The sequence below is a fragment of the Cupriavidus respiraculi genome (assembly GCF_914271545.1).
GTDB lineage: Bacteria > Pseudomonadota > Gammaproteobacteria > Burkholderiales > Burkholderiaceae > Cupriavidus > Cupriavidus respiraculi.
In genome coordinates, this window is the sequence record NZ_CAJZAH010000002.1 from 953,435 (window position 1) to 978,994 (window position 25,560).

Genomic DNA, 25,560 nt, shown 5'->3' on the forward strand with positions numbered 1-25,560 from the left:
TCCTGCAACTCCTCCCGCCCGGGAGCCGCCTTGTCCCGGGCCACACACATCCTGATGACGCCGAATTCCACTCCACCGCTTCCCGTCTCCATGTCCCAACCAGTCCGCAATGCGGATCTGAAAGAGATCGACAAGTTCAGCGAGCTCGCTCACCGCTGGTGGGATCCGAACAGCGAATTCAAGCCGCTGCACGAGATCAATCCCCTGCGTCTTGGCTGGATCGACGGGATCGCCGCGTTGTCGGGCAAGCATGTGGTGGACGTGGGGTGCGGCGGCGGCATTCTCGCGGAAAGCATGGCGCGCGCAGGCGCGGTCGTGCGCGGCATCGATCTCTCGACCAAGGCGCTCCGCGTGGCCGATCTGCATAGCCTCGAGTCCGGCGTAGCGGTGACTTACGAGGAGATCGCGGTGGAAGCGCTCGCCGCCAGGATGCCGGGCAGCGTCGACGTCGTCACCTGCATGGAAATGCTGGAGCATGTGCCGGATCCCGCCTCCGTGGTACGGGCCTGCGCGACCCTGGTGCGGCCCGGCGGTCATGTGTTCTTCTCGACCATCAATCGCAACCTGAAGGCTTATCTGCTCGCCGTGATCGGCGCCGAGTACGTGCTGAACATGCTGCCGCGCGGCACGCACGACTACGACAAGTTCATCCCGCCCGCGGACCTTGCCCGCTACGCCCGGCAGGCGGGCCTCGAACTCATCCAGTTGCAAGGGATGACCTATCGCCCGCTGTCGCGCACCTATGAGCTCGGTACGGACACCGACGTCAACTATCTGATGGCATTTCGCCGCCCGGCCTGACCATGCATCGTTTCGACGCAGTCTTCTTTGATCTCGATGGCACGCTGGCCGACACGGCGCCTGACCTGGCCGCGGCCGCCAACCGCGTGGTGGCGGACCACGGTCGTCCGCCGGTCGACTACGCATTGCTACGGCCGGTGGCCTCCCATGGCGCGCGCGGCCTGATCGGCGCCGCCTTCGGCAAGGCGCCCACCGATCCCGACTTCCCGGCGCTGCGCGACGCGTTTCTCGACTATTACGAGGCGGACATCGCCGCCCGGACCACGCTGTTCGACGGCATGCCGGAGGTCCTGTCCGCGCTCGAGGCGGCCGGCATCCGCTGGGGCATCGTCACCAACAAGATCGCGCGCTTCACGACGCCGCTGGTGGCGGCGATCGGGCTGACGCCTCGGGCGTCGGCCGTGGTGAGCGGCGATACCACGCCGCACGCCAAGCCCCACCCTGCCCCGCTGCTGCATGCCGCCGAGGTCAGCGGCGTCGACCCGCGCCGTTGCGCGTATGTGGGCGACGATCTGCGCGATATCCAGGCGGGCAAGGCCGCCGGCATGGTGACGGTGACGGCCGCCTATGGCTATTGCGGCGAAGGGGACCCTCCGGAGCAATGGGGCGGCGACCACCTGGTCCGTCACCCGGGCGAACTGTTGGCCCTGCTGACCGCGCCGGCCCGTATCTCTTGAGCGGCAACTCGTGGGAACTCATCCACACACCTCGCGTCCAAGCGGGTACAATCCGTTTTCTTCGCACTGGGACCGACCTGGTTTCGACGTGGGTTGCAAAGCAGTGGAGGGCATACCGAGGACCCGTCACCTCGTAAATCAATGGGAATGCAATAACTGCTAACGACGAACGTTACGCACTGGCAGCCTAAGGGCCGCCGTCCTCGCACTGGCTCGCTGACGGGCTAGGGTCGCAAGACCAAGCGAGGTCATTTACGTCAGATAAGCCCTGGTGGTGTCACGACGCCGGGGACGAAAACCTAGTGACTCGCCGTCGTAGAGCGTGTTCGTCCGCGATGCGCCGGTTAAATCAAATGACAGAACTAAGTATGTAGAACTCTCTGTGGAGTGCTTGCGGACGCGGGTTCGATTCCCGCCGGTTCCACCAGTCACTCGTCGTTGGAGGATATCCAGCGACACCAAAAAGCCCGGTTTCCGCCGGGCTTTTTCTTTTGCCAAGTGGGGATTAATACCCCCCTTCCCGACGTGCCTCTCACCCAACAGTTGGATTGCCAGCGCAGAGCGGGCCGTTATGATTCCCCTATCGACACGCCATGAAGCCAGCGCGCGCATCCATGCCGACGTGGGCACCAAAATAACCGGCGGTCGAAACAGGGGTCCGACCGATGGATAAGGGAAACAAATACAGCCTGTGGCGCCGCCGCTGGCTGTGGTGGCACTCGCGCTCGCTGCTCGCCAACGCACTGGGACAAACCCCGGCCGCCCGGCATGCCTACATCCGGGAGATGCGGCTGGCATACCGCGACTACGGCGACTTTTCCGAGAGCGAGATCGAGTTCATTTTCCGGCGGGTCTCGCGCGGCATCTGCCGCCTGTCCCGCCATCCGCGCGCCAGCGAACTCGCTCGCCGGGCCCGGCGGCCCATCCGCGAGCAAGGGCACCGCCTGCACCGCGAAGTCTCCCAGTTGCTGGAACCGGGCCTCGCGGCGATCGACTGAGCGCGGCCTGCCTTACAGGAACCGGTCGAGCAGCTTGCGGCTGGCCTTGTCCAGGGCCTGGGGGTCGCGAATCAGATACTGGATGCCGTGACTGTCGGAGATGAGCAGCGTGTTCCCGGCCAGCCGGCGGATATCCTCTTCGCCGCGCAGCACCAGGCTGGTCGGGCCGCGGTCGGTTTCGACTTCCCAGGTGCTGGGCGTGGCGAAGGTAGAAACGCCGACGATGCGCCGGATCACGGGCATGAATTCGCGCGAAGCGAGTTCTGCCTCGATGATCGTGCGCAGCTCGGCGGGCACCGCGGAGAGCCGCGGAATCCACGCCAGCTCGCGGCCTTCCGCGCTGACCAGGCCGATGCCGTCGTCCGGCGCGGCGATTGGAAAGGCGCGCACCGGCACCACCCCCTCGTGCACGACGCCGTCGGCCGTGGTCATCAGCAGGCGTCCGAACGGGTTGCGGGTCAGCCTGAAGTCGATGTTCCGATTGTCGTTGTCCATGCCCGCTCCTTATTGCACGACCGCTTCGGCGATCTCGGGTACATCGTCGAGATCCGTATCGACGTTGCGCGCCTGCGCCTGGTACAGCTTGTAGTAGGCGCCCTCGCGCGCCAGCAGTTCGTCGTGGTTGCCCACCTCGACGATGCGGCCGCGGTCCATCACCACCAGCCGGTCCGCCTTGCGCAGCGTCGAGAGACGGTGCGCGATGGCGATCGTGGTGCGGCCCTGCACGAGGTTGTCGAGCGCCTTCTGGATTTCCTTCTCGGTCGCCGTGTCCACGGAAGAAGTGGCCTCGTCCATGATCAGGATGCGCGGGTTGATCAGCAGCGCGCGGGCGATCGAGATGCGCTGGCGCTCCCCGCCCGACAGGGCCTGGCCGCGCTCGCCGACCAGCGAGTCGTAGCCGTGCGGCAGCCGCAGGATGAACTCGTGGGCATGCGCGGCGCGGGCGGCCGCGATGATGTCCTCGCGGCTCGCATCCGGCTTGCCATAGGCAATGTTCTCCGCGATGGTGCCGAAAAACAGGAAGGGCTCCTGCAGTACCAGGCCGATATGGCGGCGGTATTCCGAGACCGGCAGCGAACGGATATCGACGCCGTCCACGCGGATGGCGCCTTCGGAGACGTCGTAGAAGCGGCAGATCAGATTGACGAGCGTGCTCTTGCCCGAGCCGCTGTGGCCGACCAGGCCGATCATTTCGCCCGGACGGATCTTCAGGTCCAGGCCGCGGATCACCGCGCGGTTGCCATAGCGGAAGCCCAGGTCGCGCATTTCGATGGCGCCCTCCACCCGTTCCAGATGGGCCGGCCGGGCCGGCTCGGGAACGCTGGAGACATGGTCGAGAATATCGAAGATGCGCTTGGCGCCGGCGGCGGCCTTCTGGGTCACCGAGACGATGCGGCTCATCGAATCGAGCCGCGTGTAGAAGCGGCTGATATAGGTGAGGAACGCCACCAGCACGCCCACGGTGATCGCGTCGTTCGCGACCTGCCAGACGCCGAAGATCCACACGACCAGCAGCCCGACTTCGGTCAGCAGCGTCACCGTCGGCGTGAACAGCGACCAGATCTGGTTGACGCGGTCATTGACCTGCAGGTTGTGCCGGTTGGCCTCGCGGAAGCGCTCGACCTCGCGCTTTTCCTGCGCGAAGGCCTTGACCACCCGGATGCCGGGAATGGTGTCGGCCAGCACATTGGTGATTTCCGACCAGTTGCGGTCGATCTTCTCGAAGCCGTGGCGCAGGCGGTCGCGCACCTGGTGGATCATCCAGGCGATAAAGGGCAGCGGCACCAGCGTGACCAGCGCCAGCCACGGATTGATGGAAATCAGGATGACCGCGGTCATCAGGATCATCAGCACATCGGTGGCGAAGTCCAGCAGGTGCAGCGACAGGAAGACGCAGATGCGGTCGCTCTCGTTGCCGATGCGCGCCATCAGGTCGCCGGTGCGCTTGCCGCCGAAATACTCGAGCGAGAGCTTGAGCAGATGCTCGTAGGTGGTGGTGCGCAGGTCCGAGCCGATCCGCTCGGACACGCGGGCGAGCAGATAGGTGCGCGCCCAGCCCAGGCTCCAGGCGACGAGCGCCGCGCCGAGCAGCCCGCCCAGATAGAGCCGCACCAGCCCGTAATCGATCGGCACGCCGTTCTGGAACGGGATCAGCACGTTGTCCATCAGCGGCATGGTCAGGTACGGCGGCACCAGCGTGGCACCCGTGGACAGCAGCGTCAGCACGAAGCCTGCCAGCAGCTGCAGGCGGTACGGCCGCGCGAAGCGCCACAGACGCAGCAGCGACCATGTCGAGGGCGGGGTCTCCAGCTGGCGGCTGCACTGCGGGCATTCGTCCTCGCCCGGGGGCAGCGGTGCGCGGCAGGTCGGGCACACCCCTTCGTCGTCCACGGCCGCCGTCACGGCGCCGCTGGCGATGCGGTCGCGCCGGGCGTGGAACTGGTCGATCAGGCGCAGCGCCTCGGGGTTGTGGCCGAGCGTGTAGTGCCATGCGCCCAGGCGCTGGCGCCCGTCCTGCAACTCGAGCGTGCCAACCCCGGCATGGTCGCCGTGATGCAGTTCGAGCCCGGGCGCGATGAGCCACTGCTGCCACGACGTATCCGTGCCCGAACGGGCCAGGATGCGGCGGTCGGTGACAACCAGCGCGCCTTGAGTAAAATGCAGCGTTTTGTCGAGATCGATGGCCACCCAGGCCAGGATCGCCTCGTCAGGTTCCCCGCCTTGTAGTCGTTGAAGTTCGGCGCCGACTTCCGAGCGCCAGGGCTCGGGAAGCGCGACGGCGGAGGGATGCTGCGGGGTGGGTTGCGTCATGTTTGGCACGGCATGCGTCGCCCGGTCGAGCGGGGCGGCAGGGCCGACCACGGCATGGAGAACGCTCGGAACGAAACGACAGGTCTTGAAACGGAGGCGGTTCCGGCATTTCGGCCCGCCGATCCGGCGCAAGTATACATAAGCCACCACGCGGCGCAGGCGTCTTCCGCACCGCACAAAGGCTTTTTCTTCGGGAAGTCAACCGGGATTTTGCTGTAACGTTATTGAAAGGTTAGGCTTCCGACTCCCGGGCGTTTCGCCCATGCCTTAAGTCAATTCATGAAAAAAAAGGACATTGAGATTTTCGATGTCATGTCGCTGCGCGGCCCGAGTATGTGGACATACGGGCCGGTGCTGGAGGCGTGGGTCGATATCGGCGAACTGGAGGAATATCCCTCCAACCGGATTCCGGGTTTCTACGAGCGCCTGTCGACGTGGCTGCCTTCGCTGATCGAGCACCGTTGCAGCATCGGCGAGCGCGGCGGCTTTCTGCAGCGGCTGAAGGAAGGCACCTGGCCCGGCCACATCATGGAGCACGTGACGCTGGAGCTGCAGAGCCTGGCGGGCTTGCCCGGCGGCTTCGGCAAGGCACGCGAGACGCCGGAGCGCGGCGTCTACAAGGTGGTGGTGACCGCCTGGGACGAGCGCGTGGCCCGCGCGGCGCTGTTCATGGCGCGCGACCTGGTGATGGCCGCCATCGAGGACCGCCCGTTCGACGTCGATGCCGGCGTGGCCGAACTGCGCCGGCTGATCGACCGCCACTGGCTGGGCCCGAGCACCGCTTCCATCGTCTACGCCGCCGACGATCGCCGCATCCCCGCGCTGCGGCTGTCGGACAGCAATCTGGTCCAGCTCGGCCATGGCGCGCGCCAGCGACGCATCTGGACCGCCGAGACCGACCGCACCAGCGCCATCGCCGAGAGCATCTCGCGCGACAAGGACCTGACCAAGTCGCTGCTCGAATCCTGCGGCGTGCCGGTACCCGAAGGCCGGCTGGTGGACAGCCCCGCCGACGCCTGGGATGCCGCCGAGGACATCGGCGTGCCGGTGGTGGTCAAGCCCTACGACGGCAACCACGGCCGCGGCGTGTTCACCAACCTGATGACCCGCGAGGAAGTCGAGACCGCCTACGCGGTCGCCCTCGACGAAGGCAGCGGCGTGATCGTCGAGCGCTTCGTGCCCGGCAACGAACACCGCCTGCTGGTGGTGGGCGGCCGGCTGGTGGCCGCCGCGATGGGCGAGTCGGCCAGCGTGGTGGGCGACGGCAAGTCCACCATCGACGAACTGATCGATCTGCAGATCAACTGCGACCCGCGCCGCGGCAACACCGAGGACCATCCGCTGAACAAGGTGCGGCTGGACTCGGCCGCGCGCCTGGAACTGAAGCGCCAGGGCTTTACCGCCGAATCGGTGCCGCCCGAGGGCCGCAACGTGCTGATCCAGCGCAACGGCAACGTGGCGTTCGACGTCACCGACCGCGTGCATCCGAGCGTGGCGGCGCACGCCGCGCTGGCGGCGCGCGTGGTGGGGCTGGACATCGCCGGGATCGACATGGTGGCGGAGGACATCTCGCGTCCGCTCGCCGAGCAGGGCGGCGCGATCGTCGAGGTCAATGCCGGCCCCGGCCTGCTGATGCATATCAAGCCGGCCGCCGGCAAGCCGCGCCCGGTCGGGCGCGCCATCGTCGACCATCTGTTCCCGCCCTCCCCTGACGGCGACCCGCTCGCCGAGGACGGCCGCATTCCGGTGGTCGGCATTACCGGCACCAACGGCAAGACCGTGGTGGCCAAGCTGGTGGCGCGGCTGCTGCAGCTCTCCGGCCGCCATACGGGCCTGGCCTGTAGCGACGGCCTGTACCTGGACCGCCGGCTGGTGGAAGGCGGCGACTGCGCCAACTGGGAGGCTGGCACGCGCATCCTGAAGAACCGCGCGGTCGAGGCCGCGGTGTTCGAGAACGACAGCGGCACGATGCTCTCCGAAGGGCTCGCCTACGATCGCTGCCTGGTGGGCGTGGTGACCAATATCGATACGCCGGACCACCTGGGCCAGTACTACATCGAGGACGCCGACAAGATGTACAGCGTGCTGCGGACGCAGGTCGACGTCGTCCTCAAGCATGGCGCCGCGGTGCTGAACGCGCGCGACCCGCTGGTGGTCGAGATGGCGGACCTGTGCGATGGCGACGTGATCTTCTTCGGCCTGTCCGCCGACCTGCCCGCCATCGCCGCGCATCGCGCGGCCGGCAAGCGCGCCGTGTTCGTGCGCGACGGCAAGGTAGTGCTCGCCACCGGCGCGACGGAGACCCCGCTCGCCGCGGTGGCCTCGATTCCGCTGACCTATGCGGGCCGCGTGGGCTTCCAGGTCGAGAACGTGCTGGCCGCCGTGGCCGCCGGCTGGGCGCTGGGCATCTCCAACGACCTGATCCGCGCCGGCGTGGTGACGTTCGACGTGGGCCAGGTCGACGTGCCGGGCCGCTTTACGCTGTTCGAGCGCAACGGCGCGACCGTGGTGGTGGACGACGCGCACAACGCGCCCGCGCTCGAGGCGCTGGTCAAGGCGCTGGACCGCTTCCCCGCCGAGCGCCGCATGGCCGTGTATGGCGCGGGCGTGGACCGCCGCGAGCAGGACCTGGTCGACCAGGGCAAGGTGCTGGGCGCCGCCTTCGATCGCGTGTTCCTGTGCGAGGACACCTCGGTGCGGCGCAAGCTGCCGGACAACGAGGCGCGGGCGCTGCTGAAGAAGGGTCTGTACGAAGGCCGCCGCGTCACCAAGCTGATCGACGACACCACGCGCCGCAACGCCATCGAGACGGCGCTGTCGCAACTGGTACCCGGCGACCTGCTGTTCCTGCAAAGCGACGAAGGCGCGACCGTGCAGACGGTCGACCTGGTACACCACTGGATGGGCCAGCCGGCGCGACGGGCCTGAACGGTCCCCGCCTGCGGTCGACAAGGCTCCCCGGGGGGGCCCCATGAGGAAAACTGATTGATGGAAGTCTCACGTATCCGGGCCCTGCGCGGCCCCAACCTGTGGTGCCGCCATACGGCGATCGAAGCGATCGTGGCGTGCTCGGACGAGGCCCATGCCGTGGCGGAGCTGCCCGGCTTCGAGGATCGGCTGCGCGCGCGCTTCCCCGGCATCGGCCCGCTGCATCCGGAAGACGCCCAGGGCGTGGTGTCGTGCGCCCACGTGCTCGAATGCGCGGCGCTGCGCCTGCAGGCCGCCGCCGGCTGCCCGGTCACCTTCAGCCGCACGGCGGCCACGGTCGAGCCCGGCGTCTACCAGGTGGTGGTGCAGTACAGCGAGGAGGAAGTCGGCCGGCTCGCCTTCGACCTCGCGCAGCAGCTGTGCCGCGCCGCGCGCGAGGACGCGCCGTTCGATCTGGAAGACGCGCTGCACCGGCTGCGCGAGCTCGACGAGGACGTGCGCCTGGGCCCCAGCACCGGTTCGATCGTCAATGCCGCCGTGGCCCGCGGCATTCCGTATCGGCGCCTCACGCAGGGCAGCATGGTGCAGTTCGGCTGGGGCAGCCGCCAGCGCCGCATCCAGGCGGCGGAAACCGACATGACCAGCGCGGTGGCCGAGTCCATCGCGCAGGACAAGGAACTGACCAAGAGCCTGCTGCACGCGGCCGGCGTGCCCGTGCCGCTCGGGCGCTCGGTGACCGATGCCGAGGAGGCATGGGCGGTCGCGCAGGAAATCGACGCGCCGGTGGTGGTCAAGCCGCGCGACGGCAACCAGGGCAAGGGCGTGGCCGTGCGCATCCGCACGCGCGAGGAAGTCGTCGCCGCCTTCGAAGTCGCCGCCGAGATCAGCTCGGACGTGATCGTCGAGCGCTATATCGCCGGGCACGATTTCCGCCTGCTGGTGGTGGGCAAGCAGCTGGTGGCGGCCGCGCGCCGAGATCCGCCGCAGGTCACCGGCGACGGCGTGCATACCGTGCGCCAGCTGGTTGACGAGGTCAATCGCGACCCGCGCCGCGGCGAAGGCCATGCGACCTCGCTGACCAAGATCCGTTTCGACGAGATTGCCCTCGCCACGCTCGCCAAGCAGGGCCTGACCGCCGATGCGGTGCCGGCCAACGGCGCGCGCGTGATCCTGCGCAACAACGCCAACCTGTCGACCGGCGGCTCGGCCACCGACGTCACCGACGACGTGCATCCCGAGCTGGCCGCCAGCGCGGTGGCCGCCGCGCAGATGGTCGGACTGGACATCTGCGGCGTGGACGCGGTCTGCGAGACCGTGCTCAAGCCGTTCGAGGAACAGGCGGGCGGCATCGTCGAAGTCAACGCGGCCCCGGGCCTGCGCATGCATCTGCAGCCCTCCTACGGCAAGGGCCGCGCGGTGGGCGAAGCGATTGTCTCGACCATGTTCGCCGACGGCGACGATGGCCGCATTCCCGTGGTCGCGGTGTCCGGCACCAACGGCAAGACCACCACGGTACGGCTGATCACGCATCTGCTCGCCACCAGCGGCCTGCGCATGGGCATGACGGGCACCGACGGCGTCTATATCCAGGGCCAGCGCATCGACACCGGCGACTGCAGCGGCCCGCGCAGCGCGCGCAATGTGCTGATGCATCCCGACGTCGATGCGGCGGTGTTCGAGACGGCGCGCGGCGGCCTGCTGCGCGAGGGCCTGGCGTTCGACCGCTGCGATGTCGCGGTGGTCACCAACGTCGGCGAAGGCGATCACCTGGGACTGTCCTATATCAGCACCGTGGAGGATCTGGCGGTGCTCAAGAGCGTGATCGTGCAGAACGTCTCGCCGCATGGCATGGCCGTGCTCAACGCCGCCGATCCGATGGTGGCGCGCATGGCCGACGCCTGCCCGGGCAGCATCACCTTCTTCGCCCACGATGCGGACCACCCCGTGATGGCCACGCACCGCGCGCAGGGCAAGCGCGTGGTGTTCGCCGAGGATGGCCATATCGTGGCCGCAGAGGGCGACACCGAAGTGCGCATCGCACTGGCGGAGATTCCGCTCACGCGCAATGGCGCGATCGGCTTCCAGGTCGAGAACGCGATGTCGGCCACCGCCGCGGCATGGGCGCTGGGCGTGGACTGGAGCGTGATCCGGCGCGGCCTGGCCACTTTCTCCAGCGACGCCTCGACCGCACCCGGGCGCTTCAACGTGTTCGACTACAAGGGCGCCACGCTGATCGCCGACTACGGGCACAACCCGGACGCCATCCAGGCCCTGTCGAACGCCATCGAGACCATGCCCGCCAGGCGCCGCATGGTGGTGATCAGCGGTGCCGGCGACCGGCGCGACGTGGATATCCGGCGCCAGACGCAGATCCTGGGCGGCGTGTTCGACGACGTGATCCTGTACCAGGACCAGTGCCAGCGAGGCCGTGCCGATGGCGAGGTGCTGGCGCTGCTGCGGGAAGGTCTGGAGGGCGCGAGCCGCGCCCATGCGGTGGAGGAAATCCGTGGCGAGTTCCTCGCCATCGATACCGCGCTGGCGCGGCTGCAACCTGGCGACCTGTGCCTGATCCTGGTGGATCAGGTCGAAGAAGCGCTGGACCATATCGCCAAGCGCATCGCGGAAGCGGCCTGAGGGGCCGGCCGGACGCCGCCCGGCATGCGGGGCATGCGGGCGGCGGCCGAGGCCGCTTCAGTGCCGCCCGGGCAGCGCCAGGCGCCGCTCCAGCACGCGCTGGCCCATCGACAGCACGGTGCTGAGCACCCAGTAGATGGCCGCCGCGGCCAGATACAGCGGCAAGGGCTGGTAGGTGGCGGCGATCACCTCCTGGGCGGTGCGCAGCAGTTCGGTGACGGTGATCACCGAGACCAGCGACGTGTCCTTGATCAGGCTGATCAGGCTGTTCGACAGGCTCGGCACCGCGATGCGCAGCGCCTGCGGCCCCACCACGTAGCGCAGCGTCTGCGCCGGCGTCAGTCCCAGGCTGTACGCTGCCAGCCACTGACCGCGCGCGATGCCCAGGATGGCGCCGCGCATGCTCTCCGACAGATACGCCCCCACGTTCAGGCTCAGCGTCAGCACGCCGGCCGGCGTCGGATCGAGCGCGATGCCCACGCCGGGCAGGCCGTAATACACCACGAAAATCTGCACCAGCAGCGGCGTGCCGCGCATGATGCTGACGTAGACCCGCGCGATCGCCTTCAGCAGGCGGTTGCCGCCGATGCCCATCAGCGCCACCACCAGCCCGATCACGAGGCCGAACGCCATCGACCACACGGCGAACTTGATGGTGAGCAACATGCCTTGCAGCAGCACGGGCAGCGAGTCGATAACCAGTTGGAGAGCGGGCATGGGCGATGGCGGTAAGGAAGTTCGATGCGGCCGGCGGCCAGGACGGAATCATAAGCGCCTGGCGCCGGCGTGCGGCGGGAAATGAAAACGGCAGCGGAAAAGCGCTGCCGTTTTCATTTGTGTCGTCGTCCCCGCGCAGGCGGGAACCAAGGACGTTACACGATGCTGCTGCCCTACGACTTCGCCGGCTTGGTTACGTCCGAGCCGAACCACTTGGTCGACAGCTTGGCCAGCGTGCCGTCGCGGCGCAAGTCGTCCAGCGCCTTGTCGATGGCCTGCTGGAACTTGGGATTGTTCTTGCGGAACGGGATCGCGACCTCGGCATCGCCGCCCTGCACCACCGCGCCGGGACGCAGCGGCAGGTTGGAGGTCTTGATCAGGTAGCTGATCATCAGCCGGTCGTTCAGCGCGGCGTCCACGCGCTGCGACGCGAGGTCGCGCAGATATTCCGGCGCGCCCGGATAGGTCTTCACGTCGATACCCGGCACCGACTTGGCCAGGTCGTTGTAGTTGCTGCCCAGGCTCACGCCCAGCTTCTTGCCCTTGAGGTCCTCCAGCGACTTGAACTCGCGCTTGTCGTCCTTGCGCTGGATCAGCTGCGCGGCGGAGTAGACGTACGGCGTCGAAAAGTCGAGCACCTGCTTGCGCTGCGGCGTGACCGAGACCTGGTTGACGATCACGTCGAACTTGCCGGCCTGCAGGCCGGCGATGATGCCGCTCCATTCGGTGGTGACGAACTCGGGCTTGACGCCCAGCTTGGCGGCCACGGCGCGCGCCACGTCGACGTCGAAGCCGTCGAGCTGGTTGTTGGCGCCGCGGTAGCCAAACGGGGGATAGGTGCCCTCCATGCCGATCTTGAGCACGCCCGCCTGCTTGACGGTATCGAGCAGATCGGCGGCGTGGACGGCGCCGATGCCTGCGGCGCCAGTGGCAAGGAGCGAAGCGGCAAGGACATTCCTGATCCAGCCGGCACGAAACACTCGCATAGGTTCTCCAGTCATCTTGTTCGTTGAACGGGTCCAGCGCCGGACATGGCCGCAAGCGATGCCGCGCCGCGTTGTGCGACGATCATAGCCCACGCACCGGAGCGCGGCGGACCCAACGACGCTAGCGTATCGCACTGCCTATCGGCGTCAAAAGATTGATTCAGCATGGCTATATAACGGTGCACCGCAGACCGCTTTCCGTGGCCGGTCGGGGCCGATAGTTGCTGCCCCGGCGCATTTGACAGCCTCCATGCGCGGGACCATCATCGAAGCCGCCCGCCAGTCGCCTGGCGCCCTACCTGTCCCATGTTCGCCTTCATCCTGCTTCTTCTCGTGCTGGTCAGCGCCTTTTTCTCGGTCTCCGAGATCGCCCTGACCGCAGCCCGCCGCACCAAGCTCCAGGTTCTGTCGGAGCGCGGCGACCGGCGTGCCACCAAGGTCATGCTGCTGAAGGAGGAACCGGGCAACTTCTTCACGATCGTGCAGATCGGCGTCAACAGCGTCGCCATCCTGGCCGGCATACTCGGCGAGAAGCACGTGTCGGACCTCGTCTACGCCGGCCTGCTGCCGTACCTGTCGGACACCGTCGCCCAGCGCACGGCCAATATCGGTTCCTTCCTGATCGTCACGCTGCTGTTCATCCAGTTCGCCGACCTGATTCCCAAGCGCATCGCCATGACGTTTCCCGAGGCGTGCGCGCTCGCGGTGATCGGGCCCATGCTGTTCCTGCTCAAGGCCTTCAAACCGCTCGTCTACCTGTTCAATGGCGCGGCCGACATCGTGCTGCGGCTGTTCCGGCTGCCGACCAAGCCGATGGACCAGATCACGTCCGAGGACATCGCGGCCATGGTCGATGCCGGCGCCGAAGCGGGCGTGCTGCACAAGCACGAGATCCACCTGATCGAGAACGTGTTCGAGCTCGATTCCAAGAGCGTCACGGCGATCATGACGCCGCGCGACGAGGTCGTGTTCCTGACGCTGACCGAGACGCCGGACAGCGTGCGGGCCAAGCTGGTGACCCATCCCCATGCCCAGTACCCCGTCTGCGGCCACGACCTGGACGACGTGCTCGGCTATATCGATTCGAAGGACATCCTGCAGCTGCTGCTGGCCTCCGAGTCCGCCGCGGTGCTTGCCAATATCGGCAAGCACCAGGACAAGAACGTACTGGTGATTCCGGACACGCTGACGCTGTCCGAGGCGATGACGCGCTTTCGCGAGATGCACCAGCGCTTCGCCGTGGTAATGAACGAATACGGGCTGGTGGTGGGCATCGTCACGCTGGACGACATCGTCGGCGCGCTGATGGGCAACATCCTGTATTCGGCGGCCGAAGACGAGCAGATCGTGCGGCGCGACGAGGATTCCTGGCTGGTCGACGGCGTGACGCCGCTGGTGGACCTGAAGAAGGCGCTGGAGCTCGACACCCTGCCCGCCGAGGACTATGTCGATACCGCCGGCGGACTGGTGATCTACACGCTCAAGCGCATCCCGAAGAAATCCGAGTTCATCGAGACCGCGGGCTACCGCTTCGAGGTGCTCGACATCGACCACCACAAGATCGACCAGCTGCTGGTGTCCCGCCTGCCCGCGGAGCGCGCGGCGCGCGCCGCCCCGGGCACGGCCTGACGCCCGCGCCCTGCCCCCGTGGCGGCTCAGCCGCCGTGCGCCGGCACGGGAAGGCGGGGAGACAACGCGAGGACGCGGTGCGGCGTCCCGCCAATCACGGCATTGCGGTAGCGCTCGACAATGCCGTCGAGCCGGAACGCGAACAGCCATGCCGCGACGAGCAACGCCGCGCCCGCCGCGACCGCGGCAAGCTGCCCGGCCGGGAGCCTGCGTGGCCCATGCAGGGTCAGATAGGCCGTGCCCAGCAGCACGATCCACGCCAGGGCAAGCGCATAGCCGGCCAGCACGTCCGACAGCCAGTGCATGCCCAGGTACAGGCGCGACAGTCCGATCAGGACTACCAGCACGCCCAGCACCGCCACCACCGGAACCCGCACGCGCCAGCGCTGGCCGATGCACAGCAGGAAGGCGAGAAAGCCGTAGGTGACCATGCTGCTGGTGGCGTGTCCGCTGGGGAACGAGAACGACTCGATGCCGCCGTAGATGCTCGCCGGGCGCGAGCGTTCCACCGCGTACTTCAGCACCACCACGCACACCCGCGCGCCCAGCAGCGCCCCGGCCCAGTACGCGGCCGCCGCCCACTGCCTGCGCCATGCGAGCCAGGCGAACACGGCCACGCCGACGGCCAGCGCGATGCGGAATCCGCCGAACTCGGTCAGCGCCACCATCGCGATATCGAGCCACGGGGCGCGCAGGCGCTGCAGCGCGTCGAACACGGCGTGGTCCAGGCGCACCAGCGGCGCACCGGCGGCGATCTGGTGCTCCAGCCAGATCAGCGCGCCGCCGCACGCGAACAGCGCGGCGGCGGCCGCCGCCAGCAACAGCAGCTCGGCGGCGTCGCGCTCCAGCACGCGCACCAGATAGCTGCCCTCGCCCCGGCGCCGGCCCAGTGCGTCGCGCGCGGACAGGCGCAGCCCGTCCAGCCCGCGCACCACCGGGCGCAGCACGGCCAGCACCGCGCGCATCAGCAGCAGCGCCAGCATCGACAACAGCAGCAGCAGTACCAGGGCGGCCAGCGCCACCGCGGGCGTGGGGCCGGCCCACTGCGTCAGCAACGACATGGACATGGCGTCAGCGATGCACCGCGAGGCGCGCGAGGTTGGCGCGCGCCGGCGCCTCGCAATCGGCGAACGCGGCGGTGTGGAACAGGCGCGGGCGCGCGGCCAGTTCGGCCATGAACGCCTGGCGGCGGGCGTCGAACGCGGCGCGCAGCGCCGTGCCATGCAGGCCCGTATGCGCGGCCAGCACGCCGGCGTTCTCGGCGAACACGTCGTCGCTGTAGCGCTCGAACTCCTCGGCGGGAGCTGCCAGCCGGTACAGGTCCAGATCCAGCACGGGGCCGCCGTCGGGGGCGACCGGCGCATGGGTGCCGGTATCGAGCACGATGCGGGCCGCGGCCTGGATCACGTCGGGCGCGACGCCGGCGGCCATGGTGGAAATCAGCGCGGCGGAGGCGGCCTCGTTGTGCGGGCTGCCGGGCACGTAGACAGCGTCGTGGAACAGCACGGCCAGGGCCTGCGCGGGCGTGAGCGCGAGCCCGCGGGCCTGCGCGAGCTCGAACATCTCCATGACGTGGCGGCGGTCGTGGTAGCGCCGATACGGCGCGTCGTACAGCGCCAATACCGCCAGCACCGCGGCGCGCGGCAGGAAGTCCAGGCAGCGCAGGCACTGGGGCCAGTCCGGTGCGAAGCGCGGCTGCATGCCCGACCCCGTGGCCACCGGCTCGCGGAATACCGTCAGCGGACGGACCCACAATGGGCCGGGGTCACGGTCGGCGCGATAGACCACCACCTCGGACAGGTCCGATTCGATGCGGCCGCGGCCGGCCAGCGTATAGCTGCCGCCCTTGTAATGGCGCCAGCGCATGCCAGGCAGCCAGTCGTCGCCGGCGGCGGCAGGGGAAGCGGCAGGTTGCTCGCTCTTCATGGCGTCTCCTTCGATGTCAGGCGCACATCTTAGTCCACGCGGCCCGCGGAAACGGCGGCGCGACGGCATCCCGGTTGAAATCGCCATTCAAAGAAATGCATTGGCCAGGACCGGCGCCAGCCGGTAGGCTTATGCCAGCACAGGCCGCGCGGCCCGCCGCGCATGGCGACCAGGAGACGATCGATGCCCCAGGCAACCATCAAGCAACTCCACCCGAAGCTGCGGCTGGTCAGCAACGGCAGCGAGCCCGTCAACCTGCTGCGCGCCCAGTATTCGCAATGCGTGGCCAGCCGGCTGCCGCTGCTGCCGAGGACCGCCGACCGGCGCATGGTGGTCGAGCGCGATACGCGCGACGCCTTCGCCTCGGGCCTGTCCGACTTTTCCTGCCTGGAGATCGACCGCGGCGAGGTGGCGCGGCCCAAGCAGGACGCGATGCCGCCGGCCGACGACGTCTTCGTGAACGTCATCATCGAAACCGAGCCGCGCGAGGGCGATGCCGCCATGCTGGCCGCCGCGGCGGACGCGATGATGCAGGCCATCCGCGCGGCGGTGTTGGCCTGCACCTCGCGCCGGCGCCGCCCAGGGCTCATGCTGCCGCGCGGCAACTATATCGCCGCCACCGTGCCCATCTCCGCGCTGCGCGCCATTGCGGCGCTCGAGGGCGTGCGCTATGTCCACCGCAGCGAATCGCTGGCCATGCGCTTTCCGCTGCCGTCCGAGGCGAGGGTGTCCACGCCCACCGAGCGGCGCGTCACCGTCGAAGGCGAGACGCAGCCCGGCGCCGGCGTGCTGGTCGGCATCATCGACGTCGGCGGTTTCGACTTTGCCCACGAGGACTTCCTCGACGCCAGGGGCAATACGCGCTTCGTCTCGATCTGGGACCAGGGCGGCGACTTCCGGCCGCCGCCGGCCAGCATGGGCTACGGCTCGGAGCTGACCGCGGCGCGCATGGACGCGGCGCTCGCCGCCGCGCGCAAGGGCGGGCCGCCCGCCACCGAGATCGAGACCCAGTCGCAGCAGGAGCCGGGCTCGCATGCCACCCACGTGGCCAGCATCGCCGCCGGCAACCGGGGCGTCTGCCCGGGCGCGAAGATCGCCGGCGTGCTGATCAGCATCGAGGCGCCCGAATCCGACTACGAGGCGCGGCGCTGGACCTTCAGCGATGCCTCGCGGATCATCCACGCCGTCGAATACCTGCGCGGCGTCGCCGAACGCGAGGGCCTGCCGCTGTCGATCAACGTGAGCCTGGGCACCAACGGCGGCTCGCACGACGGCGCCAACGGCACCTGCCGCTGGCTCGACGCGTTCCTGAGCACGCCCGGCCGCGCCATCTCCATCGCGGCCGGCAATGCCGGGCAGGAGCGCCCCACGCCGGAGGACCGCTTCGGCTGGATGATGGGGCGCATCCACACCAGCGGCCATATCCGCTCCAAGGGCCTGACCGTCGAGCTCGAATGGGTCGTGGTCGGCGACGGCATCGCGGACTTCTCCGAGAACGAGCTCGAGATCTGGTACGGCGCGCAGGACCGCATCACGGTGGCGGTGCAGCCGCCCAACAGTTCCGCGTGGTACGAGGTGGCGCCGCGCGAGTTCATCGAGAACCGGCGCCTGCCCGACGGCACCGTGCTGTCGGTCTACAACGAGCTCTATCACCCGGCCAACGGGGACAACTACATCGGCGTCTACCTGTCGCCGTTCCTGGACCCCGGCGCGTATGTGCCGGTGACCGCCGGCGTGTGGAAGGTGCGGCTGCACGGCGACGAGATCCGCGACGGGCGCTTTCACGCCTGGATCGAGCGCGACGATCCGATGGAGCTGCAACGCCGGCGCGAACTGGCCGCCTACCGCTTTCCGTCCTTCTTCGCCGAGGCCAGCAACGTCGATTCGCATTCGATCAACTCGCTGGCCTGCGCGCACTGGGTGATCGGCGTGGCCAACGCCGATACGCGGCTGGGGCGCGTCCATATCTCCAGCAGCCAGGGGCCGACGCGCGACGACCGCAGCAAGCCGGACCTGTGCGCGCCCGGCACCGATATCGTTGCGGCCAGCGGCTTCTCCGCCCCGGGGGAATGGGTGTCGATGACGGGCACCAGCATGGCCAGCCCCTATGTCTGCGGCGTGATCGGCCTGCTGCTGGCCAACAAGCCCACGCTGACCGCGGCGCAGTGCCAGGGCATCCTGCGGCGCACCGCGCGGCCCCTGCCCTCGCACGACTACGCGTGGCGCAACGATGCCGGCTACGGCCTGATCGACCCCGTCGGCGCGATCCTCGAGGCGCGCGCCTTCGACCAGCGCACCGAGCGGCGCGATGGCGGCGACCCGCCTGCGCGCGCGGCGGTCCGCGACACGGTGCGCCGGCCACGCCGCAAGGAGCGCGCATGAAACTGCAGATCTTCCAGTCCTACCAGGGCGACTGCCTGCTGGTGGAGGCCCGCTCCGGCCACCGCATGCTGTGCGACGGCGGCACGGCGGCGGCGATGAAGACCTTCGTCGCGCCCGCGCTGGAACGGCTGCACCGCAACGGCCATGCGCTCGATCTGGTCTACGTCTCGCATATCGACGACGACCATATCGGCGGCGTGCTGGCGCTGCTGGAGGCCGCGCTCGACTGGCGCGTCTACGACTATCACGCCGCCAACGGCGACGCCCCGCGCGAGCCCGAAGCGCCGCGGGTGCCCGAGATACGCGGCCTGTGGCACAACGCCTTCCATGACCAGATCGGCGCCAACACCGGCGCCATCCGCAATCTGCTGGCCGCGAGCGCGCGCGCGCTGCGCGCGAGCCACGTCGACATGCTGGAGCAACTGGGCTACGAGTACGCGCGCATCGCCACCTCGGTCTCGCAGGCGCTGCGCGTCTCGCGCCTGCTCAAGCCCGACCTGCTCGGCATACCGCTGAACCGGCTCGAAGCGTCGCCCGCGCACGACGGCAAGCTGCTGATGGCTCGCGCCGGCATGGCGCCCGAGGCATTGGGTTCGCTGCGCCTGCACATCCTGTCGCCCACGCAGGCCGAACTGGGCAAGCTGCGCGAGGGCTGGAACAACTGGCTGCGCGACCCCGCCAACCGCCTGAAGGCCATCGCCATCCGCGAGCGTTATCTGGCCGGCGTACAGGCGATCACCGCGGGGCAGGCGATGAACCCGTTCGACCTGCACGACTGGGAAGGCATCGCGGCCTACGAGGGGGTTACCACGCCCAATGTCGCCTCGCTGGTGTTGCTGGTCGAGGAAGACGGCAAGACGCTGCTGCTGACCGGCGACTCGCATCCCGACATGATCCTGCGCGGACTGGAGGACGGTGGCCATCTGCACGACGGTGCCATCCATGTGGACGTGCTCAAGGTCCAGCATCATGGTTCGGAAAACAATATGACCGAAGCCTTCGGGCGCGCGGTCTCGGCCGACCACTACATCTTCTGCGGCAATGGCGCGCACACCAATCCGGAGCTGTCCGTGCTCGACGCCTTTCTGGCCGCGCGCGTCGGCGCTCCGGCGCTGCGTGCCCGGGCCGCGCGCGCGAGAGACCGGCCCTTCACGTTCTGGTTCAACACCACGCCGGAAGCGCAGACCGCGCGGGCCAATATCGAACATATGACGCGCGTTCGCGCGTGGGCCGAGGCCAGGCTGGAACGCTACCAGCCGCTGCTGAAGGTGCGTTTCGTGGACAAGGCGTCCGCCTCGCTGACGGTCTGACGCGCGCTGGCAGGCGGGCTTCGGCGGCCCCGCCGCGGTATGGCTTCCGTTCGCGCCATGGCGCCCGGATGCCGGGCGAACAGTCGGATAAGCTACGGGCTTCGCCAGCCCCTCCCATGTCCGATGCTCACCACGCTTGCCGTCGGCAACTACCGCTCGATCCGCGAGCTGATCGTCCCGCTCTCGCGCCTGAACGTGATCAGCGGCGCCAACGGCGCCGGCAAGTCGAATCTGTATCGCGCGCTGCGGCTGCTCGCCGCGACGGCGCAGGGAGGCGTGATCGCGGCGCTGGCGCGCGAGGGCGGCCTGAGCTCGACGCTATGGGCCGGACCGGAGCGCTTTTCGCGGGCGATGCTGGACGGCGACGTGCCGGTCCAGGGCACGGTGCGGCGGCACGTCATCAGCCTGCGGCTGGGCTTTGCGGGTGATGAGCTGGGCTACACCATCGATCTGGGCCTGCCCACGCCCGTGGCGGGCACGATGTTCGGCGGCGACCCGGAGATCAAGCGCGAGACGATCTGGCACGGCGCATCGCCGCGCCCCGCCGCGACGCTGGTGAGCCGGCGCGGCGCGATGGTCGAGGTACGCGACGACGTTGGCAAATGGAGTGCGATGCCGAAGCCCATTCGCCCCTTCGACAGCATGCTGACGGAGTACGCCGACCGTCGCAGTGCGCCCGAGATGATCGCCGTGCGCGACACCATCCGCTCGTGGCGCTTCTACGACCATTTCCGCACCGACGCCGCCGCGCCCGCGCGGCAGCTTCATGTCGGCACGCACACGCCGGTGCTGGCCGAGGACGGGGCCGACCTCGCCGCCGCGCTGCAGACCATCCGCGAGATCGGCGATGCCGAGGCGCTCGCCGCCTGCATCGACGATGCCTTCCCCGGCTCGCGTTTCGAGATCGCCAACCGCGACGGCCGCTTCGAACTGCTGCTGCGCCAGCCCGGCATGCTGCGGCCCCTGTCCGCGGCGGAACTGTCCGACGGCACGCTGCGCTACCTGCTGCTCGCCGCCGCGCTGCTCACCCCGCGCCCGCCCGCGCTGATGGTGCTCAACGAACCGGAGACGAGCCTGCACGCCGACCTGTTGCCGGCATTGGCGCGGCTGATCGGCAGCGCCGCGCGCCAGACCCAGATCATCGTGGTCTCCCACGCGGCACGGCTGATCGCCGCTCTGGAACGGGAAGACGACTGCCACTCGATCGTGCTCGACAAGGTATTGGGGCAGACGCAGGTGGCCGGCGTGGACAAGACCGAGGCCCCGGGGTGGCACTGGCCGGCACGTTGAGGCGCTCGGCAACAACGCGATCGCGCGCGGGCGGGCAACGCGCGGCCAAAAACAAAAACCCCCGAAAGCGTGGGCTTTCGGGGGCTTCTGATACTGCTGGCGGAGAGGGTGGGATTCGAACCCACGGTACCGTCGCCGGTACGCCTGATTTCGAGTCAGGTACATTCGACCACTCTGCCACCTCTCCTGAACTGGTCGCTTCGCGGCGAAACCGAGATTATAGGGAACTCAATCAGCGCCCGCAAGAGGTTTGCCGCGCTTTTTTGCAGCGAAGACTTACGCCTCCGGCTGCAGCCGCGTGATGCCGCCCATATAGGGCTGCAGCGCGGCGGGCACGGTCACGGAGCCATCCGCGTTCTGGTAGTTCTCCAGGATCGCCACCAGCGTGCGGCCGACCGCCAGGCCCGAGCCATTGAGCGTGTGCACCAGTTCGGGCTTGCCCTGGCCGGCGCGGACGCGGGCCTGCATGCGGCGGGCCTGGAAGTCGCCCATGTTCGAGCAGGAGCTGATCTCGCGGTAGGTGTTCTGCGCGGGGATCCACACTTCGAGGTCGTAGGTCTTGGTGCTGCCGAAGCCCATGTCGCCGGTGCACAGCACGATGGTGCGGAACGGCAGGTCGAGCTTCTTCAGGATGGCCTCGGCGTGGCCGGTCATTTCTTCCAGCGCCTCGAACGAACGGTCGGCGGGCACCACCTGCACCATCTCCACCTTGTCGAACTGGTGCTGGCGGATCATGCCGCGGGTGTCCTTGCCGTACGCACCGGCTTCCGAGCGGAAGCACGGCGTATGGGCGACGAAGCGCAGCGGCAGCTTGTCGCCGGCCACGATGGCGTCGCGCACGATATTGGTCAGCGGCACCTCGGCGGTGGGGATCAGGTAGAAGTTCTCGATGCGCTCGCCTTCCTCGCTGCCCACCTTGCGCGGAACCTTGAACAGGTCTTCCTCGAACTTCGGCAGCTGGCCCGTGCCACGCATCGATGCGGCATTGACGATGTACGGCACGTACATCTCGGTGTAGCCATGCTCCAGCGTATGGGTGTCGAGCATCATCTGCACCAGCGCCCGGTGCATGCGGGCCACGCCGCCGCGCAGCATGGCGAAGCGCGCGCCAGTGACCTTGGCCGCGGTCTCGAAATCCAGGCCCACCTTCTCGCCCACATCGACGTGGTCGCGCGTCTCGAAGTCGAAGCTGCGGGGCGTGCCGACGCGGCGCACTTCCACGTTCTGCGTCTCGTCCTTGCCCACCGGCACGCTCTCGTGCGGCAGGTTGGGGATCGACAGCATCAGGTCGGACAGCTGGTTCTGGATCTCGTCCAGGCGGGCGGCGGAGGCCTTCAGCGTGTCGCCGATGCCGCCCACTTCCGCCATCACGGCCGAGGCATCCTCGCCCTTGCCCTTGAGCATGCCGATCTGCTTGGACAGGCTGTTGCGGCGGGCCTGCAGTTCCTCGGTCTGGGTCTGCAGTTGCTTGCGTTCGGCTTCAAGCGCCTGGAACGCGGCCACGTCGAGTTGGAAACCGCGCGTGGCAAGGCGTTGCGCCACGGCGTCGATGTCTTTGCGGAACAGCTGGATGTCGAGCATGTTGCGGAATCTGGGAGGTGCCGAGGCCGGCGAGATTGCCGGCGAAGCGGGCATTTTACTGTACGGCGGGGGGTGGGCTGGTGGAGAACTGAGGGGGAATAGCTGGCGTTCGGCGTTTCGGCGCTTGGCGGGGGGTACCCTCACCTCCGGCCCCTTTCCGCCGGCGGGGAAAGGGCAGAAAACCATGAGCCGTTCAGGCACCGTCGGTTTGCTGCCCCTTCTTTTGCCGCCTGCGCCACGCCTCGTCCAGCTCGCGCAGGTGCCGCATCTTCTCGCCGATCTTGCCCTCCAGCCCACGCGGGGTCGGCTGGTACCAGGCCTGCGGCTTCATGTCGTCCGGGAAATACGTCTCGCCCGCGGCATAGGCCTCCGGCTCGTCGTGCGCGTAGCGATACGCATGGCCGTAGCCGAGCTCCTTCATCAGCTTGGTCGGCGCATTGCGCAGGTGCACCGGCACGCCGCGCGACTTGTCCTTGGCGACGAAGGCGCGCGCCGCGTTGTAGGCGTTGTAGCCGGCATTGGACTTGGGAGCGACCGCCAGATAGATGAGCGCCTGCGCCAGCGCCAGTTCGCCTTCCGGCGAGCCCAGGCGCTCGTACGTTTCGGCGGCGTCCAGCGTCATGCGGGCGGCGCGCGGGTCGGCCAGGCCGATGTCCTCCCACGCCATGCGCACGATGCGGCGGGCCAGGTAGCGCGGATCGGCGCCGCCGTCGAGCATCCGGCAGAACCAGTAGAGGGTGGCGTCGGGGTCCGAGCCGCGTACCGACTTGTGCAGCGCGCTGATCTGGTCGTAGAACGCATCGCCGCCCTTGTCGAAGCGGCGCAGGTTTTCCGACAGCGCGCTGCCCAGCAAGGCCTTGTCGATGCGCTCCGCATTGGCGTTGCGCGCCGCGCGCGCGACGATCTCGATATTGTTCAGCAGCTTGCGGCCATCGCCATCGGCCGATGCGACGATCAGCTGCAGCGCCTCGTCGTCCCACCGCAGGCCGCCAAGCTCGGCGCTGGCTCGCAGCGCAAGCTGCCCCAGCTCGGCGTCGTCCAGGCTCTTGAGCACGTAGACGGCGGCGCGCGACAGCAAGGCGCCGTTGACCTCGAACGACGGGTTTTCGGTGGTGGCGCCGATAAAGGTGAAGAGCCCGCTCTCCACATGCGGCAGGAACGCGTCCTGCTGGCTCTTGTTGAAGCGGTGCACCTCGTCGACGAACACCAGCGTGCTGCGTCCGTGCGCGCGATATTGCTCGGCGCGCTCCACCGCCTCGCGGATGTCCTTGACGCCGGACAGCACCGCCGACAGCGCGATGAACTCGGCGTCGAAGGCATCGGCCATCAGCCGCGCCAGCGTGGTCTTGCCCACGCCCGGCGGGCCCCACAGGATCATCGAATGCGGCTCGCCGGATTCGAATGCCACGCGCAGCGGCTTGCCGGGGCCGAGCAGATGCTGCTGGCCGATGACCTCGTCGATATTGCGGGGGCGCAGGCGCTCGGCGAGCGGCTGGCGCGAGGAGTCGGGAGCTTCGGAGAAGAGCGTGTCCGCCACGGTGTCAGGCCTTCGAAATCTGTGCGGTCAGGCGGGATGCCGGCAAGGGCGAAGCCCCGGCCGGGCGCCGCCCTGCCAAAGCGCCAGTGTAGACGATGCCCCCGAGGCTATGCGACGGTCGCGGCGCCGTGCCCGCGGGCGAACGTCACCACGTCGTCGACTTCGATGCGGATGCCGATCCAGTCGCCAAGGCCATGGTCATGGTGGGACGGCACCAGCGACAGCACCTTGCCGCCGCTGGTCAGGCGCAGCGTGTACAGGATCTCCGCGCCGCGGAACGCCTTGTGCAGGACCTGCGCCCGGAGCGGGCTGGCGTCGTCGTGCAGGATGTCGTCCGGGCGGATCAGCACGTCGACCTCGCCGCCGCCGGCGCCATCCCCGCGCCCGTTCACCGGCACGCACAACGGCTCGCGGCTGCGCAGCGTGCCCAGTTCCAGCGTGACCTCTCCCGGCCCGGTCAGCCGGCCCGGCATCAGCACGCCCTGGCCGATGAAGTCGGCAACGAAGCGGCTCGCCGGCCGGTGATAGAGCTGATGGGCGGTGCCCCATTGCTCGATCACGCCGGCGTGCATGACGCCGATCTCGTCGGCCATGGCGAACGCCTCGTACTGGTCGTGGGTCACGAGGATGGCGGTGGTGCCCTGGGCCTTCAGGATCTCGCGCACCTCCAGGCTGAGGCGTTCGCGCAGGTCCACGTCGAGATTGGAGAACGGCTCGTCCAGCAGCAGCAGCCCCGGGCGCGGAGCCAGCGCGCGCGCCAGCGCCACGCGCTGCTGCTGGCCACCCGACAGCTCGTGCGGAAACTTGCGGCCGGCCCCGTCCAGGCCCACCAGCCGCAGCACCTCCTGCGTGCGCGCCGCGCGCTCCGCGCGCTTGTACGCGCGCAGGCCGAAGGCGACGTTGTCGGCCACATCCAGGTGCGGGAACAGGGCGTAGTCCTGGAACACCATGCCCACGCGCCGGCGCTCCGGCGCGAGCGCGAAGCCGGGCGCCGACACCACAGCCCCTTCCAGCAGGATGCGCCCGTCCTGCAGCGGCTCGAAACCGGCGATGGCCCGCAACACGGTGGTCTTGCCGCAGCCGCTGGGGCCCAGCAGGCACGCGATGGTGCCGCGCTCGAGCGCGAACGACAGCCCCCTGATGACGGACTGGCCGTCGTACCCGTGATGGATGCGGTCGATCTCGATGACCGTGTCGGCACGGTGGCGTCCGGGCGCGTGGGCGGGGATGGTGTCGGGGGCGGTGGCTCGCATGCCGAGCATTATAGAGAGCGCGTCTTCCGCGGCGGCAACGCCCGCGCGATTGGTAGAATGCGGGGCTTCTCGCGCCACGTCGGCACCGGCGCGGCAGCGG

At 68.7% G+C, this 25,560-nt stretch carries 18 protein-coding genes, 1 tRNA gene and 1 other RNA gene; 10 read left to right on the forward strand and 10 right to left on the reverse strand.

What is annotated here, in order from left to right; translation table 11 throughout:
* The first annotated feature begins 54 nt into the window (after positions 1-54).
* From ubiG to LDO27_RS12265, 4 genes are all read left to right on the forward strand, one after another.
* On the forward strand, positions 55-801 hold the full coding sequence (gene ubiG / locus LDO27_RS12250; protein WP_377747211.1) for a bifunctional 2-polyprenyl-6-hydroxyphenol methylase/3-demethylubiquinol 3-O-methyltransferase UbiG: 747 nt from the start codon (positions 55-57) through the stop codon (positions 799-801).
* A 2-nt stretch (positions 802-803) separates the two neighbouring features.
* Positions 804-1,478 carry a phosphoglycolate phosphatase gene (gene gph / locus LDO27_RS12255; RefSeq protein ID WP_224042018.1) on the forward strand — a complete coding sequence of 225 codons (675 nt, stop codon included), beginning with the start codon at positions 804-806 and terminating at the stop codon, positions 1,476-1,478.
* Between the two features lie 68 nt (positions 1,479-1,546).
* Positions 1,547-1,905: a transfer-messenger RNA gene (gene ssrA, locus LDO27_RS12260) on the forward strand.
* A 238-nt stretch (positions 1,906-2,143) separates the two neighbouring features.
* Complete coding sequence (locus LDO27_RS12265; RefSeq protein ID WP_222201642.1) at positions 2,144-2,476, forward strand: hypothetical protein; 333 nt, start codon at positions 2,144-2,146, stop codon at positions 2,474-2,476.
* A 12-nt stretch (positions 2,477-2,488) separates the two neighbouring features.
* Here LDO27_RS12265 and LDO27_RS12270 read toward each other — a convergent pair whose 3' ends face one another.
* Both LDO27_RS12270 and LDO27_RS12275 read right to left on the reverse strand, forming a co-directional pair.
* Positions 2,489-2,971: a cyanophycin metabolism-associated DUF1854 family protein gene (locus LDO27_RS12270; protein ID WP_222201643.1), complete on the reverse strand. Its 483-nt coding sequence runs from the start codon at positions 2,969-2,971 to the stop codon at positions 2,489-2,491.
* A 9-nt stretch (positions 2,972-2,980) separates the two neighbouring features.
* Positions 2,981-5,287 carry a cyanophycin metabolism-associated ABC transporter gene (locus LDO27_RS12275; RefSeq protein WP_224042020.1) on the reverse strand — a complete coding sequence of 769 codons (2,307 nt, stop codon included), beginning with the start codon at positions 5,285-5,287 and terminating at the stop codon, positions 2,981-2,983.
* Positions 5,288-5,566: 279 nt separating this feature from the next.
* On the opposite strand from LDO27_RS12275, the gene cphA (LDO27_RS12280) reads away from it, so the two are divergent.
* The gene (gene cphA, locus LDO27_RS12280; protein WP_224042022.1) at positions 5,567-8,215 is read left to right on the forward strand and encodes a cyanophycin synthetase; all 2,649 of its coding nucleotides are present in this window, start codon (positions 5,567-5,569) and stop codon (positions 8,213-8,215) included.
* Between the two features lie 60 nt (positions 8,216-8,275).
* Entirely contained in the window at positions 8,276-10,849 is a 2,574-nt protein-coding gene (gene cphA / locus LDO27_RS12285; protein WP_224042024.1) for a cyanophycin synthetase, read from the forward strand.
* Positions 10,850-10,906: 57 nt separating this feature from the next.
* On the opposite strand, the gene LDO27_RS12290 is transcribed toward cphA (LDO27_RS12285), so the two are convergent.
* Positions 10,907-11,566 (reverse strand): amino acid ABC transporter permease, encoded by a 660-nt coding sequence (locus LDO27_RS12290; protein ID WP_224042026.1) that lies wholly within the window; start codon positions 11,564-11,566, stop codon positions 10,907-10,909.
* A gap of 173 nt (positions 11,567-11,739) precedes the next feature.
* A complete protein-coding gene (locus tag LDO27_RS12295; protein WP_224042029.1) occupies positions 11,740-12,552 on the reverse strand; it encodes a transporter substrate-binding domain-containing protein in 813 nt (270 codons plus the stop codon).
* A gap of 306 nt (positions 12,553-12,858) precedes the next feature.
* On the opposite strand from LDO27_RS12295, the gene LDO27_RS12300 reads away from it, so the two are divergent.
* Positions 12,859-14,181 (forward strand): hemolysin family protein, encoded by a 1,323-nt coding sequence (locus LDO27_RS12300; RefSeq protein WP_222201649.1) that lies wholly within the window; start codon positions 12,859-12,861, stop codon positions 14,179-14,181.
* A gap of 26 nt (positions 14,182-14,207) precedes the next feature.
* Here LDO27_RS12300 and LDO27_RS12305 read toward each other — a convergent pair whose 3' ends face one another.
* Positions 14,208-15,242 carry a phosphatase PAP2 family protein gene (locus tag LDO27_RS12305; RefSeq protein WP_224042030.1) on the reverse strand — a complete coding sequence of 345 codons (1,035 nt, stop codon included), beginning with the start codon at positions 15,240-15,242 and terminating at the stop codon, positions 14,208-14,210.
* A 10-nt stretch (positions 15,243-15,252) separates the two neighbouring features.
* On the reverse strand, positions 15,253-16,107 hold the full coding sequence (locus tag LDO27_RS12310; protein ID WP_224042032.1) for a DUF1653 domain-containing protein: 855 nt from the start codon (positions 16,105-16,107) through the stop codon (positions 15,253-15,255).
* Positions 16,108-16,290: 183 nt separating this feature from the next.
* Here LDO27_RS12310 and LDO27_RS12315 point away from each other — a divergent pair, with 183 nt between their 5' ends.
* From LDO27_RS12315 to LDO27_RS12325, 3 genes are all read left to right on the forward strand, one after another.
* Positions 16,291-18,489, forward strand: a complete 2,199-nt coding sequence (locus tag LDO27_RS12315) for a S8 family serine peptidase (protein ID WP_224042034.1) — start codon at positions 16,291-16,293, stop codon at positions 18,487-18,489.
* Positions 18,486-19,799: an MBL fold metallo-hydrolase gene (locus tag LDO27_RS12320; RefSeq protein ID WP_224042036.1), complete on the forward strand. Its 1,314-nt coding sequence runs from the start codon at positions 18,486-18,488 to the stop codon at positions 19,797-19,799. Before LDO27_RS12315 ends, LDO27_RS12320 begins: the two co-directional genes overlap by 4 nt.
* Before the next feature lie 123 nt (positions 19,800-19,922).
* Positions 19,923-21,089 (forward strand): AAA family ATPase, encoded by a 1,167-nt coding sequence (locus tag LDO27_RS12325; protein WP_224042037.1) that lies wholly within the window; start codon positions 19,923-19,925, stop codon positions 21,087-21,089.
* 97 nt (positions 21,090-21,186) lie between these two features.
* Here the strand turns inward: LDO27_RS12325 and LDO27_RS12330 are convergent.
* From LDO27_RS12330 to LDO27_RS12345, 4 genes are all read right to left on the reverse strand, one after another.
* Positions 21,187-21,276: transfer RNA gene (locus LDO27_RS12330), tRNA-Ser, on the reverse strand.
* 89 nt (positions 21,277-21,365) lie between these two features.
* Positions 21,366-22,670, reverse strand: a complete 1,305-nt coding sequence (gene serS, locus LDO27_RS12335; protein WP_222201654.1) for a serine--tRNA ligase — start codon at positions 22,668-22,670, stop codon at positions 21,366-21,368.
* A 193-nt stretch (positions 22,671-22,863) separates the two neighbouring features.
* Positions 22,864-24,207, reverse strand: a complete 1,344-nt coding sequence (locus LDO27_RS12340) for a replication-associated recombination protein A (RefSeq protein WP_224042039.1) — start codon at positions 24,205-24,207, stop codon at positions 22,864-22,866.
* 107 nt (positions 24,208-24,314) lie between these two features.
* Positions 24,315-25,460: an ABC transporter ATP-binding protein gene (locus LDO27_RS12345; RefSeq protein WP_224042040.1), complete on the reverse strand. Its 1,146-nt coding sequence runs from the start codon at positions 25,458-25,460 to the stop codon at positions 24,315-24,317.
* Positions 25,461-25,560: the final 100 nt, after the last annotated feature.

Excerpts from the sequence above, each read along its gene's own strand:
- LDO27_RS12345 (WP_224042040.1), bottom strand. The coding sequence starts at position 25,460 with ATGCGAGCCACCGCCCCCGACACCATCCCCGCCCACGCGCCCGGACGC.
- LDO27_RS12305 (WP_224042030.1), bottom strand. The coding sequence starts at position 15,242 with ATGTCGTTGCTGACGCAGTGGGCCGGCCCCACGCCCGCGGTGGCGCTG.
- LDO27_RS12275 (WP_224042020.1), bottom strand. The coding sequence starts at position 5,287 with ATGACGCAACCCACCCCGCAGCATCCCTCCGCCGTCGCGCTTCCCGAG.
- LDO27_RS12320 (WP_224042036.1), top strand. The coding sequence starts at position 18,486 with ATGAAACTGCAGATCTTCCAGTCCTACCAGGGCGACTGCCTGCTGGTG.
- LDO27_RS12310 (WP_224042032.1), bottom strand. The coding sequence starts at position 16,107 with ATGAAGAGCGAGCAACCTGCCGCTTCCCCTGCCGCCGCCGGCGACGAC.
- cphA (WP_224042022.1), top strand. The coding sequence starts at position 5,567 with ATGAAAAAAAAGGACATTGAGATTTTCGATGTCATGTCGCTGCGCGGC.
- LDO27_RS12270 (WP_222201643.1), bottom strand. The coding sequence starts at position 2,971 with ATGGACAACGACAATCGGAACATCGACTTCAGGCTGACCCGCAACCCG.
- ubiG (WP_377747211.1), top strand. The coding sequence starts at position 55 with ATGACGCCGAATTCCACTCCACCGCTTCCCGTCTCCATGTCCCAACCA.
- cphA (WP_224042024.1), top strand. The coding sequence starts at position 8,276 with ATGGAAGTCTCACGTATCCGGGCCCTGCGCGGCCCCAACCTGTGGTGC.
- LDO27_RS12265 (WP_222201642.1), top strand. The coding sequence starts at position 2,144 with ATGGATAAGGGAAACAAATACAGCCTGTGGCGCCGCCGCTGGCTGTGG.
- LDO27_RS12300 (WP_222201649.1), top strand. The coding sequence starts at position 12,859 with ATGTTCGCCTTCATCCTGCTTCTTCTCGTGCTGGTCAGCGCCTTTTTC.
- LDO27_RS12295 (WP_224042029.1), bottom strand. The coding sequence starts at position 12,552 with ATGCGAGTGTTTCGTGCCGGCTGGATCAGGAATGTCCTTGCCGCTTCG.
- LDO27_RS12290 (WP_224042026.1), bottom strand. The coding sequence starts at position 11,566 with ATGCCCGCTCTCCAACTGGTTATCGACTCGCTGCCCGTGCTGCTGCAA.
- gph (WP_224042018.1), top strand. The coding sequence starts at position 804 with ATGCATCGTTTCGACGCAGTCTTCTTTGATCTCGATGGCACGCTGGCC.
- serS (WP_222201654.1), bottom strand. The coding sequence starts at position 22,670 with ATGCTCGACATCCAGCTGTTCCGCAAAGACATCGACGCCGTGGCGCAA.
- LDO27_RS12325 (WP_224042037.1), top strand. The coding sequence starts at position 19,923 with ATGCTCACCACGCTTGCCGTCGGCAACTACCGCTCGATCCGCGAGCTG.
- LDO27_RS12315 (WP_224042034.1), top strand. The coding sequence starts at position 16,291 with ATGCCCCAGGCAACCATCAAGCAACTCCACCCGAAGCTGCGGCTGGTC.